Origin of the sequence: Caldivirga sp. MU80 (assembly GCF_001663375.1) — an archaeon.
GTDB lineage: Archaea > Thermoproteota > Thermoprotei > Thermoproteales > Thermocladiaceae > Caldivirga.
The window spans coordinates 30,765-47,035 of the sequence record NZ_LCTF01000018.1; the positions used below are offsets into that span (position 1 = coordinate 30,765).

Genomic DNA, 16,271 nt, shown 5'->3' on the forward strand with positions numbered 1-16,271 from the left:
CCTCTTAATCAAGCCTGGGCCATCAGCTGATGGCCCAGTAGGTTTAGTATAGGCCCAGTTGTCCACTTGACCTAAGCCTAATCGTAGTCAACGTAACGGTGAGCCAGGCTAGTAAGGCTAGGGCTACTATTATAATGACTGAGTACAGCAGTTGCATTGGTAGGGGTATGTTTATTTCGTTAATGCCCAGCGCCGACTCCCTCATGAGGACCACTGGGTAGGCCAATGGCGAGTACCTGTTGATTAACCTAACGTAGCCGTTAACCTCCCCCGGTATTAAACCGCCTAGGGTTGGGAGTATGAATTGGACTATGTTGGTTACAACCCAATTTGACCTAAGCCTAATCACAAGCATGGAGTAAATGATGGAGGTGAAGAGTAACTCCAGGGTGACCAGGAGTATTGATGTTGCGAAGAGTATTGGATTAATGAACATCACCGGCGTGTTGAAGAGCACGGTGAAGCTGGCGGCTATTACGGCAAGGTCCATTAGTTCGTACGTTATTAGGGCTAGGCCCCAGCCCGTGAAGTGGGTTAGCAAACCCTCCCCACCGGCTAACACATACTCAAGGACCCCGTCGTAACCCTCATCCATTATGCCGTGCCCAAACCCCCATAGCCAGGTTGAGTATAGCGTGAAGGCGTAGGCCACCCATAGGAATAATTGGAGGTCCGTTTGACTAAGCCTAACCACGCCATAGCCCCTAAGCGTCAGTATGAAGAAGGCCAGCCAGAGTGGTGCAGAGATTACGAAGGCTATGTTTTCAGCGGGCTTGGAGAAGAGTAGCCTAACCCCCCTCTGAAACTCGAGGGCAATCCTACTTAACACCACCCTTAAGCATGCCTCTCTCAACCCTACCATAGGTGAACACCCCTAGGGCCAGGTAGGCCACCGTGGATGCGGCTAGGCCGTAGATTAGACCCGTGACGCCACTACCCATAACTATACCCAATGCGGTTTGGTACATTTGATACATGGGTAACGCCACCACCACTGCATCAACCCACCTGGGTAGGATGTAGATTGGGTAAGTGGCCCCAGAGAGCACGCTGAGTAGTGCAGTTACGACGTTCATTAGTGCGTCCACGTCCCTAAGCCTAACCACAACGCCCGCTAGGGCTAGGCCTATGCCGTATAGGGGCATTAACCCGATGAACATGATTACTAGGGTTGGAATCAGCCTCAAAAGGCCAATTACACCGAAGACCCCGTAAATCACGGGTAGGGAGGCCACCAGGTAGGCGCTTATGTTAACAATTACCATTACAATCGACGTAGCGAAGAGTATTATATACATGCTTACTGGAGTTGCTATGAGGTGTTCAAGCCTACCCCCACTCCTCTCCTCGCTTATGAACCTAGCCCCCGTTTGAACCATTATCATGGATACCATCACCACCTCAAAGCCTATGAATTCCCTTATGAAGTCGATTCCACTAACCCTGGTGAAGAAGGAGGCCATGAAGGCCATTCCACCCGCCACTAAATAGGGCATTAGTAGCAGTATGACTAACCCACCTGGCTCCCTGGCGATTATTCTTAACTCGTTGAGCATTATGGCCCAGAACAGACTTAACCAATCCCTCAGCCTCACCCGGAAACCACCCTTATGTAGGCTTCTTCTAATGATGGTTCATTAACCCTCATCCTACTTATCCTAAGCCCATTGCCCTCAATCTCATTCATAATCCTCTTAAGCTCTGCAACTGGGTCAGTGGTCTCAACCCTAATAACCTTGCCCTTAGAATCCCCCTCAATCTCAATCTCTATGACGTACCTTAAGCCAAGCCTATCCTTAATATCCCTCGGCGAACCCTCCATGAGCACTTTACCTGAGCCTATTATGCCAACCCTATCGCAAACCTCCTCAACCTCCCAGAGATTATGACTAGTCAGTAGCACGGCCCTACCCTCCCTCTTAAGCCCCTTAATGAGGTCCCTAATGGACCTTGAGGAAACTGGATCAAGACCTATGGTTGGTTCATCTAGGAAAACCACAGGTGGGTCATGTATGAGGGCCCTGGCTATGGATAACCTAGCCCTCATGCCTAGGCTATACTCCTCATATGGCCTATTAGCCGCCCAATCTAGGTTAACCAACCTAAGCAGCTCCCTAGCTCTCTCCTCGGCCTTACCCCTACTCAACCCGTAAAGCCTACCGAAGTAGACGAGGTTCTCGAAGCCGCTTAACCTTGAGTAGAAGCCCTTATCCGGGTAAAGGACAAGCCCAATAATTCCCCTAACCTTCTTAGCCTCCTTAACCACGTCAAAGCCGTTAATCCTGGCAAACCCGGAGTCAGGTATTAGGAGTGTGGATAGTATCTTAACCGTGGTTGTCTTACCTGCCCCGTTAGGGCCCAGTAACCCATAGACCTCACCCCACTTAACGTTCAGGGAAACTCCATTCAAGGCGTTCGCAATGGTCTTCCTCCTCCTAATTAAGCCAATCCTCTCGTAGCTTATGAACCTCTTCCTAAGCTCAACAGCCTCAACAGCGTTCATTTAGGTTTAACTAGGTTAAGCTTGTTATTTAAACGTAAGCCTAGCCGTCTCTCCGGAGACGGCGGGAAAACCGCTAAAACCCGCCGTCTCCTTCTCGACGGTCGCCCCAAGCCCCCCTCACCGCAGTGGCTCCCTCCCTGTCGCCAGGGGTTCCTTGCCACTACGGGTCTCGGAAACCCGGGGTAACCGGTTAATGGTGTTGGGGATGGGTTAATAAACCCATCGCTTCATCACCAATGGTAACAAACCCTACAAATAATCATGAAAACCAAAACTGCCCCATTAGGTTTGGGGACCCGTGGTTGACTTGCCTTGTTCACCAATAAGCTTATTTATCATGCCTAGGGCGTTGAGTAGGTTTGTTAACGTTACAGCGTACCTGTTCACATCATCTATGTCGTTGACCTTACCCAACTCCCTGGATAACTCCATTATCTTGGAGAATACCACATCCCTAACGTTAATTAGGCCATACCTAATCGTCACCTCTCTCTCCTCCTCATCACTCCTAACAACCACAACCTCCCTATCGCACTTGGCGCAGTAGTACTTGCCACTTCTAAGCCTAAGGAGTGGTGTACCGCAGACTGGGCACGTGTACTGGGTTAAGGTGGCTCCTTGCCTAATTAATTGAGCCATCTTCTTGGCTACGTAATCCTCACTGGTCATAATGAGTCAAAGTTAGGTTTAGGCAACCCTTTAAAAAGCAGACTGGTTAACCAAGGCCGCTTATCAAGGTGGCTCATGGTGAGGGGCCTTGGTGAAGGATACCTTGAAGTCACCTATCACCTGTACCTTACCGTAATTCACCCTAACCCCCTCCAGCCTACCATACCCACCGAAGTCGGCTGAGAAGGTTTCAACGTCACCGTAGACCTCAACGGAAAGGTCATGAAACACCTCCGGGGTTAGGTAAAGCGCCTTAACCCTTGTGTAGGGTATTGCAGCTCCGTCCTTAACGTAGATGGGTATCCTGTTCAGGGGTGCCTTAATCCTAACCGTAGTTGGGCCCCTGATAACCTCACCACTCCAGTAATCGTACCACACACCCTCAGGTAGGTAAACTGTTCTCTCATCTCCTGTGAACAATGGGGCTACTAGCATGGCCTCGCCAAACATGTACTCATCATCAATGTCCCTGACTGATTCATCATCGGGGTAGTCCATGACAAGCGGCCTAACCAGCGGCATCCCAGTCCTCAAGCCCTTAATTACCTGCGAGTAGATGTAGGGTATTAACGAGTACCTGAGCCTAATGAAGCCTGAGACTATCCTATAAGTCTCGTCGCCGTAGCTCCACGGTTCCCTCTCCGTGGTTCCATGGAACCTGCTGTGGGATAATAATAAACCCATTTGAGCCCACCTAACGTAAAGCTCAGGTGTTGGTGTGCCACTGTAGCCGCCTATATCAACGCTGGCATACATTATGCCGGAGGTGGCCATTGATAAGACGCCCCTAAGCGATGCAGCCATCCCCCTGGGTGTTGAATCAGGGTCGCCGGTCCACCTAATCGGATACCTGTGTATGCCAAGCCCACCGGACCTGCCCCACACAATGGTCTCACCCCTAGTCTCCTTAATAGTCTCGTAGACGACCTTATTGTATATGACTGGGTAGAGGTTGTGAATGCATGGGTCAGCGCCAATGTAATACTCCCCCTGCTCGGGGACACCCTCACCGTAGTCGGTTTTAATGGCATCGATACCTAGGTTAAGTAGCTCCTTAATCTTATCTGCATACATCCTGCAAGCCTCATCATTGGTGAAGTCAACTGCCCCGAAGTCAGTGATGAGGTAGCGGTAGTCCACCAGCGACCCATTTATCCAAGCCGGCATCTCAACCATGGGCTTACCCTTGACCTTAACGAGCAACCCCTTCTCGTTCAATTCACTGAACCATCGGCTACCCACGGGTGCATATGGATTAACCCATAGGCTAACCTTAAAGCCCAATTCATGGAGCCTAGCCGTCATTTCACTTGGCCTCGGGAAGCCCCCATGCCACTCGAAGGTGCATCCTTGCCCAGTCATAGGGTACTCCCTGAATATAACCTCAAACTTATCCGGCCACTTGGACTTAATGTAGTCGAGGACCGGTCTAAAGCTCCACCTGCCGTTCTCCTCATGATACCTAACCAGCTCCTTAACCTCGCTCTCGCTCAACCCAAGTCTCAGCAGGAATAGTCTCAGGGACTCCCTGAAGGGCCTCCTTGTGTATATTGGGTCTATGTGTATCACATCGCCGGGTAAGCCCCTCCTCCTAACCTCCTCAGCGAACTTAACCACGTCGTCTTGTGTCCTATATGTTGAGTAGACGTAACCCGCATCCCTCCATAGGCTATACCACACGCCGAAGGACCAGAGTGGGGGGATTTCGGGGTAGCCCGTCAACTCCCACAAAGCCTTAATGGCCTCATTGGGCCTGTTGAATAGTATTAGGTAAAGGTCAACCTCCCTGGGCATCACAATTTCACCAACACCCAGGTACCTAGACCCAAAGTCCATGACCACCCTGCAGTAGGTGTCGATCAAAAGCCCATAGCCGGCGGTTGACCAGTAGAATGGGTAGGCCACGTAGGTTTTATCGTTGGGTAAACCGGCAGGGTCAACCACATAGACCTCAAGTCTCTGCCCAACCCTGTTAACCCTTCCAAACCACTCACCAACCCCATAAACCCCCTCCCCCGGGTTTATTAGAATGGGCATGTGGAGGCCATCGTCGAGCAGGTGGAAGTAGCCCCTACCGTAATGCTGCGGGGTGAGTAAGTTGTTAGTGAAGACCACTGAGCCATTCCTAGTGACGGTTAGCCTAAGTGGTGATGTGGATACTGTGAGCATTACCCCTGGAGCCACCTCCAGCTTAACCTCACCCTCCTCAACAGGCCCCTTAGACTCCCTAAGCTCAATCCCAATCACAATAGGCTCCACTGGTAGTTGAAGAACCTTAAGCCTATAGGTTAACCCGCTGATTAACACGTTTACGCTTAGCAATTGCCTCGACCTAGCCTTAAGCTCATCATTAATGGCCCTAAAGGACTTACAATCCATAGTATTCGTGTGAGTATACTTATCCAGATTTTTAAGCATCACCCCAGGGGTTATTAACCCCACTAGCTCAATTAAGCAGAGTGAGGAGTGTTTGCGCACTGTTCTCTGGGGGTAAGGACTCAACGTACGCCGTGCACTGGGCATTTATGCATGGTTTCGACGTTAAATGCCTAGTAACCCTAATACCGGCCAGGGAGGACTCGTGGATGTTTCATAGACCAGCCGTGGAGTACACTAGGCTTCAAGCCGAGGCCATGGGGTTTAGGCAAATTCTAGAGAACACCAGCGGAGTTAAGGGTGCTGAATTAGTTGACTTAAAGAGGGCACTTAATAGGGCTATTGAGGAGTGCGGAATCTCCGGTATCGTGACTGGAGCCTTGTTGTCGGATTATCAAAGGATGAACATAAACATGGTTGCCGAGGGACTTGGACTAAGGGTTTACTCACCCCTGTGGCGTAAGGACCAAGCAAGATACCTACTTGAACTATACGATGCAGGGTTGAGGTTTATGGTAACGTCCATAGATGCCTATGGCCTAGACCCTGGGTTAATGGGCAGGGTTCTTGGAAGAAATGACCTGGAGAGGGTTGTTAAACTGGCGTCTATGCATGGCTTTAACCCAGCCTTTGAGGGTGGTGAGGCTGAGACCTTCGTTGTTGATGCACCGCTCTTCAGGAGTAGAGTTGGGGTTAAGGGGAGGATTGTAAGACTTGGTGAATACTCTTGGAGGTTCATTATTGATGAGGCTTGGCTTGAACCCAAGCCCAATGAGGTTGCTGGTTAACTTTTTAAGCCCAATGGATGTTGCGTTAGTTGTAATGCAGGAATACACGTACCCAGATTCAATAATCATAACGGCTGGACACGTGGACCATGGGAAGACCACCGTGGTTCAGGCGCTTAGTGGTGAGTGGGTGGCTAGGCATAGTGAGGAGGTTAAGAGGGCCATGACGATTAAGTTGGGTTACACCAACATTGACCTATACGAGTGCGGTGGGGATTACCCAGTAATCCCCATTGGCCTAATTAAAGACGGCAAGTGCCCAGATGGGTCTGAGGCAAGGTTCACCAGGAGGGTGTCCATCCTAGACGCACCTGGCCACGAGGTCCTCCTATCAACCATGATAAGTGGGATATCCTTCGTCGACGGCGCCATACTGGTCGTGGATGCGTCAACGCGGGTCCCCCAACCCCAGACCGAGGAGCACTTCGTGGCATTAACCATAATGGGCATTAAGGGCCTTGTAATAGCCCAGAATAAGATTGACTTGGTTAATAGGGATAAGGCCATTGAGAACTACATGCAGATAAGGAGCTTCATCAAGGGCACCTGGGCCGAGGGCTCACCCATAATACCAATCTCGGCACTGCACAGGGTTAACATAGACGCCTTGGTCTCAACCATAAACAACGTGATTAAACCCAAGGTCATAGACCTAGGCAAACCACCAATAATGTACGTCCTGAGGAGCTTCAACGTCAATAAGCCAGGCACCTCACCAAGTAAACTAATGGGTGGCGTATTAGGCGGCACACTGCTCCAGGGCAGGATAAGGGTTGGTGACGAGATTGAGGTTAGGCCAGGCCTTAAACTGGGGGATAGGTACGTACCCATTAGGACTAAGGTGGTTAGCATAGCAATAGGCAATCAATCCGTGGAGGAGGCCAGGCCAGGGGGTTTGGTGGGGATAGGTACACTACTTGACCCAGCCCTAACCAAGGCAGACGCCCTAGTGGGCAGTGTAGTGGGGGAACCGGGTAAGCTATACCCAGTCTACGGCAGTATTGAGGCGGAGTACCACCCAATAAGCAGGAAGGGCGTGGACTCGGCTATCAAGGTTGGGGAGCCGGTAATGGTAATACTGGGCTCAGCCTCAGTAATGGGAGTTGTAAGGAGCCTGAGGGGTGGTGCAGTAACCATAGACCTAAGGAGGGGTGTGTGCGCCCAGGAGGGATCGAAGCTGGTGGTCATTAAGCAGGTGTCGGGTAGATGGAGGATAGTGGGCTGGGGAGTTCTAAAAGGCGGTAAAACACTCCTAGACTAGAACCAACTCCGCAAATACTGTCGAGACCCCCAGGGTGAAACCCTGCCCTTCAGGGCGGGGAGGGGGTCATACTAGGTCCAATCACATTTGTTAATTCCATTCAGTGCTTCACCAACACCATATAACCTATTACATAACCTGAGTACGTACCGGTTCATACGTCCACACTCCTTCAAAAGTAATTAACTTCTCAGAGTCCTACTACATGTTTAACTTAACCTATTTCAGTTAGTTTTATCTTAAACGTTGATTCGACATTAACATTATTAATACCAATGCCCTGGTACACTTCACTGAGCGTTACCACGGCAAAGACGATGGTAAGCCGCTCCATGCCGTTAGTTCCCGACAACCTTTACTTGGACTACCTATCTCCGTGGATTTAAATGGACCGTTTTTCAACACCATGAAGGGCGTATACGATGTTCGTGAGGATATACATCGTGATGAACCCGGGGCGCAATATACCATTAGCCAATTTAGGGATAATTATAAGCTACGTGGCACCGTACAAATCGGCAAGACGGGCGCAATCCATGAAGGCGGCTTCACGGGCTTAGTTTGGGGCAGTAGCGTTAAATATGTTCATTAAACCGACTTCCGCATGGGTAGGGAGTACCCTAGATACCCGTTGGTTGGGGTTGGCGCAGTGGTCATTAACAATGGCAAGGTTCTCCTGGTTAGGAGGGGTAATGAGCCTGGGAGGGGTAAGTTCAGCATACCTGGTGGTATGGTTGAGGCCAGTGAGGATCCTAAGGTGGCTGTGGTGAGGGAGCTTGAGGAGGAGACTGGGTTGAAGGGTGAGGCTAGGCTGCTACTGGGCGTTTACCAGTATGTTGAGAGGGATGGTGATGGCAACGTTAGGTACCACTTCATACTCCTAGACTACCTGGTTGAGGTTAAGGGCGGTTCACTAAGGGCATCGAGCGATGCGGAGGAGGCTGTGTTCGTTGATATTAGGGAAGCCCTTAACCTAAACTTAACGGAGACTGCCAGGGAGCTAATACAGGATCTGCTGATTAACGGTATTAAGGCTTGCGTTGGCTCAAGGAGCATTATTGAGGGTTAGATACGCTTATTAATTTCCCAGCGCCGGTGAGGCTTAATGAGCAGTGTTGACGTTAGGGAATTGGCGCTTAAGCATGCCCTAATCAACGCCGTCAGGTTCAATGGGAAGGCTGACGTTAAGGCCGTGGTCAGCAAGATATTTGCTGATAGGCCAGAGTTGAGGGCTAGCGCAAGGCAGGTGGTTGAGGTGGTTAGGGAGGTGGTGGACTACGTGAACTCCCTAACCCTAGAGGAGCAGAGGAGGATACTTGAGGAGAGGTGGCCTGAAGCCCTCGAGGTTAAGAGACCCACTGAGGCTAGGAGGGGTGACGTGGAGTCCCTGCCGGAGCTACCGGACGCGGATAGGTTGAGTAAACTGGCCCTCAGGTTTGCCCCAAACCCAGACTTCTACCTGCACCTGGGCAGCGCCAGGCCAGCTATAGTGAACTACGCCTACAAGCTCAAGTACGCTGCCAGGGGTAAGGAGGCGAAGTTCATTCTTAGGTTTGAGGACACGGACCCAAGGACGAAGAGACCTATGCCCGAAGCTTACGATGCGATTAGGGAGGATTTGAGGTGGCTTGAGGTTAAGTGGGATGAGGAGTATATTCAATCAGACAGGATGAACATATATTACGACCACGCCAGGAGGATTATTGAGCTTGGCGGAGCTTACGTGGTGGCTAAGGGTAGTGGATGCGAGCCTGAGGATTGGAAGAGGCTTAAACTCGAGGGTAAGCCATGCAGTACTAGGCTTGCTGAGGCGTCGGTCAACCTGGAGTTGTTCGATAGGATGCTTGAAGGGCGTTTCAATGAGGGGGAGGCCGTGGTGGCGATTAAGACTGACTTAAGCAGCCCAGACCCAAGCATTAGGGATTGGGTCGCCTTCAGGGTCATAGATACTCACAGGTACCCACACCCAAGGGTTGGGGATAAGTACATTGTTTGGCCAACCTACAACTTCGCCGTGGCCGTGGATGACCATCTAATGGGTATTACCCACGTGTTGAGGGCGCAGGAGCATAGGGTCAACACGGTTAAGCAGTACTACGTCTTCAAGGCCTTCGGCTGGGAGCAACCCTACACGATACACTTCGGTAGGCTTAGGGTGGAGGGGCTTAAGCTAAGCAAGAGCATACTGAAGAAGCTTAACCTAGCCAGGGATGACGTGACGCTACCAACCCTAGCAGGCTTGAGGAGTAGGGGCATTACGCCCGAGGCCATATGGAGGTTAATACTCTTCGTGGGGATTAAGGAAACCGACGCCACCATAACCCTAAGCAACCTCTACGCATACAATAGACAGGTGATAGAGCCCATAGCCAACAGGTACATGTTCGTCAGGGACCCAGTTAGGTTAAGACTGATTGGGGTTAATGGGCCCATTAAGGCTAAACTACCCATGCACCCATCATACCCAGAGAGGGGGTTCAGGTTCATTGAAGTTAAGGACGTGGTTTACATCCAACGCAACGACGTGAAGGTTGGGGTGTTGATTAGGTTGATGGGGCTTGGCAACATTAAGATAACCAAGGTTAATGGTGAATCAGCGGAGGCCGAGTTCCTAGGCCAGGACATTGAGGAGGCCAGGAGAGCTGAGGCACCGATAATACAGTGGGCACCACCCAACGCCGTTGAGGCTGAGGTAACCGTGCCAGTGGACGTTGGGAAGGTTAATAGGGATAGGGGACTCGCTGAACCAGCCGTGGCTGGGCTTGAGGTGGGTACGGTTATGCAATTCATCAGGTATGGTTTCGTTAAGTTGACGGGGGTTGAGGGAGGCGTGGTTAAGCTGGTTTACGTACACGACTAGCCCTATAAGGAATATAAGGAATATTAACTACTCCAGTTCATTCCTCAAGCGGGAAGGGAGTTTGCGGCCTATTTAACGTGGTGCCTAGTCTTAGCCATGAAACCCCTACCCACGGTCTTAGCCTCCTCAGGCGTTATAATTAACCTACCCACGCCTATGACGCCGCCTGACTCGTCAACTATGGCGACGTCCATGTTCTGTGAGGCATTCTTAACCTCAACAACGCTCTTAACAGGGACGCTCCTACCCTGCTTAACGAAGGGTGCAGTCTCACTGTTGACCCTGATCCACGAGTCCACCAGGGAGGCGCCGTGGATGGTTGGTATGAGTAACCCGTCACTGGCCCTAATGCTGAAGGCAACTTTACCGTTTACGTAAATGTGCTTAATCCTCCTAAGCACGCCATGGTACTCAACCTCAATGTCCATTTCCCTAAGCCTATTAGCCACCTCCCACCCATACACGTAGGCCACTATCATTAATGCCCTGTTCACCAGGAAGGTATCCCTAGTCCTAACCACGGGCTCCATTAAGCGTGTTACTTTTTAACCTTACCTAAGCCGTGGCTACATGAACCTGGTTAAGTCGCTTTGCCTACTACCTTTAACAATGGCTGAGTAGAGCCTATCAACCAAGTCACCCCAGCTTAACTCACCCTTAATGGCCCAGGAGGCTATCAGTGAATTGTACCCACTAAGCATCCTGAGGAAGTCGATCCACCCGATCCCCTGGGCCTTCAGTTCAGCCTTCCAAGCGTCCCAGAGGTACTTGGCTAATTCATTACCGAACCATATGGCGAAGTTCACGCATCCAGGCCCACTGCAGGTACTCATCCTCCTCCTAATCCTATCCTTAATATCCATGGGCTCGGGGAGCGGGGGCTTATGCACATTTAACATTAATAATCCTGGGTAATAAACCTAAGTTTTAAATTTCAACGGCCCATTGCGTAGGCTTAACGGTTGGGTATGGAGGGGTTTAGCCATGATTAAGGCTTAAAAGCCTAGGCGCCTGGGGTTTGTATGAACATTAGGGATATATACGATGCGGTATCCAGGGGTGAACTACTCCTAATAGACCTGAGCCACAGCCTAAGCAATGGTATGCCCATATACCCCGGTGACCCACCCTTCAACCACGAGTACGTCAGGTTTGGTAAAAGTTACGGCGAGGCGACGCTATCCCGCGTATGCATGGGCATGCACACAGGCACCCACATAGACCTACCCCTACACTTCCAACCAGGTGGGGCATCTGTGGATAAGTTCCCGCTATCCAGGTTCATAGTCTACAGCGTTGCATTGGACCTGTCAGGCAAGGCGCCTGGTGAACCTATCGGTAGGGTTGACCTTGAGGCGTTTAGGGATAGGATAAGGGGTGGATTGGGCATCCTCCTGTACACCGGGTTCTCCAGTAAGTGGGGTAGTGAGGAGTTCCTGTACAATTGGCAGTACCTATCAAGGGATGGGGCCGATTACCTGGTTGAACGTGGAGTATCGTTGGTGGGTACGGAGGCCTTAAGTGTAGCTGGCTATTCAGGTAAGCCAGACTACCCATACCCGGCTAGGGTTAGTAGGGATGACGTGGTCTACGTCCATTATAAGCTGCTGTCATCTAATGTATTGATAATAGAGGGTTTAACCAACCTGGATAGGGTGCTTAATGAATGCCTAAACTCAGAGGCCCTGCTGATAGCGGCACCCCTCAATGTAATCGGTTCTGAGGCTGGGCAATCCAGGGTCTTCGCCCTATGCAACCCAGCTAGGCGTTGATGCTGGGGTATGTTTATTTAACCCCACGCACCCGCTGCACGTGGAGTTGAATGAATTTGAGGCGGCTAGGAGGAGGCTTATCGATGAATTGAAGGCTGACGGCATAGTGACCAGTAGGGCTGTTGAGGAGGCTATGTTGAGCGTGCCTAGGCACATCTTCGTACCTAGGTATATTAGGCACTACGCCTACCAAGACACCCCACTAGCCATAATGAGGGGCCAGACCATCAGCGCACCCCACATGGTCGCCATGATGTGCGAGTTAATTAAGCCTAGGGGAGGCATGAGGATACTTGAGGTTGGGGCCGGCACTGGGTATCAGGCGTGCGTCTGCGCAAGGGCCATTGGGGAGGGTGAGGTCTACACCATTGAGATAGACCCATACCTAACCCTCTACGCAACTATAAATGTTATTCAAGCCGGCTACTGGGGCATGGTTAAGGTTTTCCAGGGTGATGGGAAAATGGGCCTACCCAAGTACGCGCCATTCGACGCAATACTAGTCACGGCGGCCGCATCAACAGTACCCCAGCCCCTAATCGACCAGCTAGCCGTGGGTGGAGTCATGGTAATCCCACTTAAGGAGGGTGACTACCAGAGGCTCTACGTCATTGAGAAGGGTAAGGATGGGGTTAGGAGGAGGTTTATAACCTACGTCTCCTTCGTGGACCTGAAATGAGGAGGCTAAGGGTACCGAGCGACTTCATCATAGGGGCCGCCACGTCAGCTTACCAGGTTGAGGGGAATAACGTTAATGCAGACTGGTGGCACTACGAGGGTGAGAGGTTACCTAGGAGTGGCACCGCCTGCGACTTCTGGGACAGATACAGGGATGACATAGCCCTGGCGGCATCACTGGGGTTGAAGGCGCTTAGGATATCCATAGCCTGGGACAGGGTAATGCCCAGCGAGGGTAAGTTCGACGACGAGGCCATGGACAGGTACGTGGATATGGTTAAGGAGATAAGGGGGCATGGAATGGAGCCAATAGTCACGTTGCACCACTTCGTCAACCCCATGTGGTTCACTAGTAAGGGTGGGTGGGTTAAGGGGGAGAACGTTAAGTACTTCCTGGACTTCGTCAAGTACGTCTCAGACTCACTGGGTGGTAGGGTTAAGTATTGGTTAACCATAAATGAGGTGAACCTGTACGTGATACTGGCCTATCTGCTCGGTGTCTTTCCACCCTTCGTAATGAACATGGAGTACATGTGGAGGGCTCTAGTAAACCTGCTTAGGGCTAATGACTCAGCCTACGAGGTGGTTAAGAGGGAGGGGAATCAGGTAGGCTTAATAGTGCACATTTCACCAGCCAAGCCAGCCTCAAGGTTCTCGTTGATAGACTGGGGGTTGGCGATGGGCATGAACTACGTGTTGAATAGGTTCATTGCGAATACGTTGGCTAAGGGGAAACTACCGGATTGGCTTGGGGGTGGGGAGGTTGGGAGGCTTGACTACATTGGCCTAAACTACTATGCAGTCGCCAAGGTTAAGTTCAATCCCTTAACAATGGGCGAGTTAGTGGCTAATAAGCAGAACCAGAGGGGCTGGGTTATCGACCCCAAGGGCCTTAGGTGGGCCATTAGGCTGATTAGGAGGGTTAGGAAACCCATAATGATCACTGAGAACGGTATAGCCACCGACGATGATGAGGCCAGGATCAGGTACATTAGGGATCACTTAACCATAGCCATTAAGGAGGGTACCATCGGTTACCTCTACTGGAGCCTACTAGATAATTACGAGTGGGAGATAGGCTACAGCGCCAGGTTTGGCATAATTGAATGCGACCCAGCCACCCTAACCAGGAGACCGAGGGCAAGCGCCTACTTCCTAGGTGGCGTGGCCAGTAGTGGTGAGTTAACTTACTAATAGTTAAGCTATTACCTTCACCAACTCAGCCTCAACGGACTCGCCGAGGTACCTATCCACAGACACCTCATTAGGGCTAATCCTCTTAGCCACAAACTCAACCCCGCCAGCCCTAAGCACCGCTGCACACCAGTCTTGGCTTGGCTCGATTACGTAAACCCTGGGCCTACTGCCCCTCCTTAGCCTCAGCACCTGAACCACCCAACTGCTGCATCAACCCCTTCTCAATGCTGTCTATGTCACCCAGTATCCTATTCACAGCCTCCTCTAGGACTGCGAGTGGGTCCTTACCCTTGGTCTTAACCTTAAGTGTAATATTCCTGAGCAATGGATGATCCATGTCGAAGGTTGCGAACTCAACCTCAGGGTCCTGGAGTATGTACGTTAACAGGGGTGACATGGTGGTGTAGTCCTCACCCTCAATGAGCACCTCAAGGTAATTGCCGCTCAACTTAATCCCCTTAACCCTGACCCTAGGCATCAACCACCCCACCCACGCACCCTTAATATCCCTATCCGTTTGTCCCTAGGTGTTGCGCCTAGGGGCTTCCACCTCGCCCACATGGGCTATCGGTGTGGGTTCATGGGTGGCTGTTGAGCCCAACGGCATGGGGCTTTCATCTAGGGGACTCACCTTGGCTTTGGGCATTGCCTTCAATGCCCAGTGTATTGGTACCTTGTCTCTTGGTGCTTTGAATCCGCAGTTCGTGCAAGCCATTACCCTGCCTCTCTCCTGGATAAGTTTATGCCCACATATTGGGCATACTGTGCTTGGTAGCCTCTTGAACTCATACGGCACACCATACCACTGTAGTTGGGTGGTGAATAGCTTAACGAACCTCCTCGTCTCAGCCAAGTAAACCTTCCTCAAGCCCCTTGGTAACTTCATCTCAAGCAATTCCCTCCTTGATTCCTCAATCATGTCGTCAATTAGCACTTCAGCTCTTAACCTAAGAGCCTTCATTACCAACTCGTGAGCCTTCTTCTGGGCGAAGTCCCTTAGGTATGCGTAGACCTTCCTCCTCAATGCCTTGATTTCCCTCCTCAATCCTTTGGCTTCTGGGGTTGAATCCAACCCCAGTCTCTTTAACTTACCCAATTTTTTACTTAGTTTCTCAGCCTTGTGGTACCACGTGTCAATGAGCCTAAGGTTTGGCCTCAATGGGGAGTACTCCGCAATCTTGTTGCTTGGATTAATTATGCCGTAGGCAACACCGTTATTCCAAGCGTTAACATCAACAACAAGCCTACAACCACTAGGCACGTAAGGCTCAACCACACGCTCAGCAACCAAAGCCAGGTAGGGTTTATCATTCTTCAACCCAATCATTGCATACTTGATGTCACCGCCCTCGTTTACCCGCTCAACAACCCACCTAGGCATTGGGACTTCAATGGAGTACCCAGGCTCGTTTTTACATACTTGGTGTATCTTGATGACGTTTTTCTTGAAATCAAGAATCACTAAAGCATCCGTTGCACCCTTTCTGGTGCCATCACCGTAAACCCTCAGTGTCTTCAGCGGAACCCACGTCTTGGCAAACCACCTCTTTGGCGCTGTGCCAAACATTAAGCTATTTTTGTAGCTCTTGAAACCATAGATTTGATACTGTATGGATTTGGGCAGGTCCGGCACCCAAACCTCAAAACCACGATGAGCTAGGTTCGTGAGGGCCATTAGTCTCCTTATGTAATTAACATCACACTTGTCCCTAGGCAACCTAATGAGTATCGCCCTCCTCGCAATCATCAACAATCACCAGTATCTTCACTCTTCTGCCCTGTAGGTCTTTGATTTTAGTTTGATACTCCCTATTGACGTATATACCCACATCCCTACCAGTCACCTTCGTCACACTACCCTCAAGGTAGAGAATGCAATCCACGGGAAACCATCCGAACTAACTTTATAAACCTTTCGGTAAAGAAAGGCTTAAAACTCGGATAAAATAAGGGCTAAACAGTCCTAGTGGGGTTGTCGCCCCACTGGGAGCCAGCCCCGAGGCAAACTGAACCATGATGCCCCAAGAATGGGGGCACAGACCCGACAAAGATGAGTAGTGATTAGGGTCACTGGGATGCGGGGAACGGGGCACTCCTATAGTAGTAGCCTAGGGTAATGTCCTTGAAACTAGTCTCCAGGAGGTAAACATCCTGGTCTATCATTACG

The 16,271-nt window shown here is 50.8% G+C and carries 18 protein-coding genes; 7 read left to right on the top strand and 11 right to left on the bottom strand.

From position 1 onward, the window contains the following. Positions 1-43: 43 nt before the first annotated feature. From AAX04_RS06465 to AAX04_RS06485, 5 genes are all read right to left on the bottom strand, one after another. Positions 44-862, bottom strand: coding sequence for a hypothetical protein (locus AAX04_RS06465; RefSeq protein ID WP_066795770.1), 819 nt, complete (start codon positions 860-862; stop codon positions 44-46). After that, entirely contained in the window at positions 819-1,595 is a 777-nt protein-coding gene (locus AAX04_RS06470) for an ABC transporter permease (protein WP_084761238.1), read from the bottom strand. Before AAX04_RS06470 ends, AAX04_RS06465 begins: the two co-directional genes overlap by 44 nt. Continuing rightward, positions 1,592-2,503, bottom strand: a complete 912-nt coding sequence (locus AAX04_RS06475) for an ABC transporter ATP-binding protein (protein ID WP_066795772.1) — start codon at positions 2,501-2,503, stop codon at positions 1,592-1,594. Before AAX04_RS06475 ends, AAX04_RS06470 begins: the two co-directional genes overlap by 4 nt. Positions 2,504-2,785: 282 nt before the next feature. Further along, positions 2,786-3,172, bottom strand: coding sequence for an Sjogren's syndrome/scleroderma autoantigen 1 family protein (locus AAX04_RS06480; protein ID WP_066795774.1), 387 nt, complete (start codon positions 3,170-3,172; stop codon positions 2,786-2,788). A 63-nt stretch (positions 3,173-3,235) separates the two neighbouring features. Beyond that, a complete protein-coding gene (locus AAX04_RS06485; RefSeq protein WP_066795776.1) occupies positions 3,236-5,551 on the bottom strand; it encodes a TIM-barrel domain-containing protein in 2,316 nt (771 codons plus the stop codon). A gap of 80 nt (positions 5,552-5,631) precedes the next feature. Here AAX04_RS06485 and AAX04_RS06490 point away from each other — a divergent pair, with 80 nt between their 5' ends. The 4 genes from AAX04_RS06490 to AAX04_RS06510 all read left to right on the top strand — a co-directional run bounded on the left by AAX04_RS06490 (position 5,632) and on the right by AAX04_RS06510 (position 10,457). Continuing rightward, positions 5,632-6,336 (top strand): diphthine--ammonia ligase, encoded by a 705-nt coding sequence (locus AAX04_RS06490; RefSeq protein ID WP_066795780.1) that lies wholly within the window; start codon positions 5,632-5,634, stop codon positions 6,334-6,336. Positions 6,337-6,349: 13 nt separating this feature from the next. Beyond that, positions 6,350-7,597: a translation initiation factor IF-2 subunit gamma gene (locus tag AAX04_RS06495; RefSeq protein ID WP_238377820.1), complete on the top strand. Its 1,248-nt coding sequence runs from the start codon at positions 6,350-6,352 to the stop codon at positions 7,595-7,597. Positions 7,598-8,201: 604 nt separating this feature from the next. Further along, positions 8,202-8,666, top strand: a complete 465-nt coding sequence (locus AAX04_RS06505) for an NUDIX hydrolase (protein ID WP_066795785.1) — start codon at positions 8,202-8,204, stop codon at positions 8,664-8,666. Between the two features lie 36 nt (positions 8,667-8,702). After that, positions 8,703-10,457, top strand: coding sequence for a glutamate--tRNA ligase (locus tag AAX04_RS06510; protein WP_066795788.1), 1,755 nt, complete (start codon positions 8,703-8,705; stop codon positions 10,455-10,457). A gap of 68 nt (positions 10,458-10,525) precedes the next feature. On the opposite strand, the gene AAX04_RS06515 is transcribed toward AAX04_RS06510, so the two are convergent. Both AAX04_RS06515 and AAX04_RS06520 read right to left on the bottom strand, forming a co-directional pair. Continuing rightward, on the bottom strand, positions 10,526-10,978 hold the full coding sequence (locus AAX04_RS06515; protein ID WP_238377821.1) for a PUA domain-containing protein: 453 nt from the start codon (positions 10,976-10,978) through the stop codon (positions 10,526-10,528). Positions 10,979-11,023: 45 nt separating this feature from the next. Next, a complete protein-coding gene (locus AAX04_RS06520; RefSeq protein WP_238377822.1) occupies positions 11,024-11,347 on the bottom strand; it encodes a hypothetical protein in 324 nt (107 codons plus the stop codon). A 132-nt stretch (positions 11,348-11,479) separates the two neighbouring features. Here AAX04_RS06520 and AAX04_RS06525 point away from each other — a divergent pair, with 132 nt between their 5' ends. The 3 genes from AAX04_RS06525 to AAX04_RS06535 are packed head-to-tail and all read left to right on the top strand — an operon-like array spanning position 11,480 to position 14,101. Continuing rightward, positions 11,480-12,229 carry a cyclase family protein gene (locus AAX04_RS06525; protein ID WP_066795796.1) on the top strand — a complete coding sequence of 250 codons (750 nt, stop codon included), beginning with the start codon at positions 11,480-11,482 and terminating at the stop codon, positions 12,227-12,229. Between the two features lie 46 nt (positions 12,230-12,275). Beyond that, positions 12,276-12,908, top strand: coding sequence for a protein-L-isoaspartate(D-aspartate) O-methyltransferase (locus tag AAX04_RS06530; protein WP_066795835.1), 633 nt, complete (start codon positions 12,276-12,278; stop codon positions 12,906-12,908). After that, entirely contained in the window at positions 12,905-14,101 is a 1,197-nt protein-coding gene (locus AAX04_RS06535) for a glycoside hydrolase family 1 protein (RefSeq protein WP_066795799.1), read from the top strand. Before AAX04_RS06530 ends, AAX04_RS06535 begins: the two co-directional genes overlap by 4 nt. Positions 14,102-14,104: 3 nt before the next feature. Here the strand turns inward: AAX04_RS06535 and AAX04_RS06540 are convergent, their stop codons facing one another. From AAX04_RS06540 to AAX04_RS11910, 4 genes are read right to left on the bottom strand one after another with little or no spacing between them, the layout of a single operon-like run. Beyond that, positions 14,105-14,293 (bottom strand): hypothetical protein, encoded by a 189-nt coding sequence (locus AAX04_RS06540; protein ID WP_156519732.1) that lies wholly within the window; start codon positions 14,291-14,293, stop codon positions 14,105-14,107. Next, entirely contained in the window at positions 14,268-14,582 is a 315-nt protein-coding gene (locus AAX04_RS06545) for a DNA-directed RNA polymerase subunit L (RefSeq protein WP_066795805.1), read from the bottom strand. Before AAX04_RS06545 ends, AAX04_RS06540 begins: the two co-directional genes overlap by 26 nt. Before the next feature lie 45 nt (positions 14,583-14,627). Continuing rightward, positions 14,628-15,851, bottom strand: coding sequence for a zinc ribbon domain-containing protein (locus AAX04_RS06550; RefSeq protein WP_066795808.1), 1,224 nt, complete (start codon positions 15,849-15,851; stop codon positions 14,628-14,630). Continuing rightward, the gene (locus tag AAX04_RS11910) at positions 15,823-15,987 is read right to left on the bottom strand and encodes a hypothetical protein (RefSeq protein ID WP_156519733.1); all 165 of its coding nucleotides are present in this window, start codon (positions 15,985-15,987) and stop codon (positions 15,823-15,825) included. Before AAX04_RS11910 ends, AAX04_RS06550 begins: the two co-directional genes overlap by 29 nt. Positions 15,988-16,271 lie beyond the last annotated feature (284 nt).

Excerpts from the sequence above, each read along its gene's own strand:
- AAX04_RS06465 (WP_066795770.1), bottom strand. The coding sequence starts at position 862 with ATGGTAGGGTTGAGAGAGGCATGCTTAAGGGTGGTGTTAAGTAGGATT.
- AAX04_RS06475 (WP_066795772.1), bottom strand. The coding sequence starts at position 2,503 with ATGAACGCTGTTGAGGCTGTTGAGCTTAGGAAGAGGTTCATAAGCTAC.
- AAX04_RS06480 (WP_066795774.1), bottom strand. The coding sequence starts at position 3,172 with ATGACCAGTGAGGATTACGTAGCCAAGAAGATGGCTCAATTAATTAGG.
- AAX04_RS06485 (WP_066795776.1), bottom strand. The coding sequence starts at position 5,551 with ATGGATTGTAAGTCCTTTAGGGCCATTAATGATGAGCTTAAGGCTAGG.
- AAX04_RS06495 (WP_238377820.1), top strand. The coding sequence starts at position 6,350 with ATGGATGTTGCGTTAGTTGTAATGCAGGAATACACGTACCCAGATTCA.
- AAX04_RS06505 (WP_066795785.1), top strand. The coding sequence starts at position 8,202 with ATGGGTAGGGAGTACCCTAGATACCCGTTGGTTGGGGTTGGCGCAGTG.
- AAX04_RS06510 (WP_066795788.1), top strand. The coding sequence starts at position 8,703 with ATGAGCAGTGTTGACGTTAGGGAATTGGCGCTTAAGCATGCCCTAATC.
- AAX04_RS06525 (WP_066795796.1), top strand. The coding sequence starts at position 11,480 with ATGAACATTAGGGATATATACGATGCGGTATCCAGGGGTGAACTACTC.
- AAX04_RS06535 (WP_066795799.1), top strand. The coding sequence starts at position 12,905 with ATGAGGAGGCTAAGGGTACCGAGCGACTTCATCATAGGGGCCGCCACG.
- AAX04_RS06545 (WP_066795805.1), bottom strand. The coding sequence starts at position 14,582 with ATGCCTAGGGTCAGGGTTAAGGGGATTAAGTTGAGCGGCAATTACCTT.
- AAX04_RS06550 (WP_066795808.1), bottom strand. The coding sequence starts at position 15,851 with ATGATTGCGAGGAGGGCGATACTCATTAGGTTGCCTAGGGACAAGTGT.